Source organism: Frankia gtarii, from assembly GCF_025403375.1.
Lineage (GTDB): Bacteria > Actinomycetota > Actinomycetes > Frankiales > Frankiaceae > Frankia > Frankia gtarii.
Map to the genome: position 1 here is coordinate 1 of NZ_JAMPTM010000533.1, position 1352 is coordinate 1352.

Consider the following 1352-nt stretch of genomic DNA (forward strand, 5'->3'; position numbering starts at 1 on the left):
CACCGGCCAGGACGCCCCCGCCGGCCAGCGTGACGGCAGCCGATCCGCGTCCCGGCGGCGTGCCGGGTCCCGGCGAGGCACCCGGTCCCGGCGAGGCACCAGGTCCCGCTGGGGTGCGCTGACCCGCCAGGACGACCCGTGGTGCCTGCGGGAGGTGGTGCTCGCCTGGCTCGCCGCCCGGCTGGTCGTCCTCACCGCCCTGGCGATGACGAAGTTCATCGCCGACAACGCCCGCGGCGATCAGGGCGTCCGGCTGCAGACCACCGACCTGCTCGGCTGGGACGCCGGCTGGTACAAGACGATCGCCGAGGCCGGCTACAGCGGCGCCGGCGATGAGAGCCGCCGGTTCTTCCCGCTGCTGCCCGCGCTGGTGCGCGTCCTGTCCTACCTGCCGGGCGCCGGCGACCACGTCGGCATCGTGCTGCTGCTGCTGGTCAACCTGTGCGCCCTCGGCTTCGCCCTGGCGCTGGTCCGCCTCGCCCGCGTCGAGGGGCTCGGCCCGGACACGACCTTCCGGCTGATCTGGTTCGCCGCCCTCGCCCCACCTGCGTTCGTCCTGGTCATGGGGTACGCCGAGGCGCTGGCCGGGCTGCTGGCGGTGGTGGTGTTCCTCGGCGCGCGCAGCCGTCGGTGGGAACTTGCGGCCGCGGCCGCCCTGCTCGGCGGGCTGTGCCGGCCGCTCGGCGTGCTCCTGGCCGTCCCCGTCGCCGTGGAGGCGGCCCGCGGGCTGCCCCTGCCCGGCCTGCGCCGCCTCGGCCCCCCAGCGCAGGCCGTCGTGGGCCGGGCGCGACGAGCCACGTCCGCGGGCGGCGGCGGACGCGACGGCATCGGCGGACGCGACCTGCTACGCCGGCTGATGGCCGTGCTCGCCGCACCCGCCGGCGCCGCGATCTACGTGATCTGGTCGGCCCGGACCTACGGCGACGGCCTGGCGCCGTTCACCCTCCAACGCGACGCGGCCCGCCATGGCAGCACCGGCAACCCGCTGTCGGTGCTGTGGCACGCCGCCCGCGGAGCCTTCTCCGGCGAGCTGGGCACGGGCCTGCACGTGCCGTGGCTGCTGCTGGCCCTGCTCGCCCTGGTGGTGATGGCCCGGCGGCTGCCCGTCCCCTACGTGCTGTGGAGCGCGCTGGTGCTTGCGGCCGTGCTCACCGGCAGCAACCTCGACTCGGCGGAACGCTACGTGTACGGCGCCTTCCCGTTCCTGCTGGTCGCGGCGCTGGTCACCGCCCGCAGGGAGGTCTTCACCTTCGCGCTCGTCACCTCGACGGCGGCGATGACGCTCTACGCCACGCTGGCCTTCACCCTCTCCTACGTCCCCTGAGGCCCCGCCCGTCGCGCACCCGCCGACC

Annotated in this window: 1 protein-coding gene; it reads left to right on the plus strand. The window is 75.9% G+C overall.

Annotation, left to right across the window (positions count from 1 at the left end; genetic code table 11):
* A partial coding sequence (locus tag NBZ83_RS32135; protein ID WP_438803351.1) for a hypothetical protein occupies window positions 1-1324 on the plus strand: 1324 nt, incomplete at its 5' end.
* Window positions 1325-1352 lie beyond the last annotated feature (28 nt).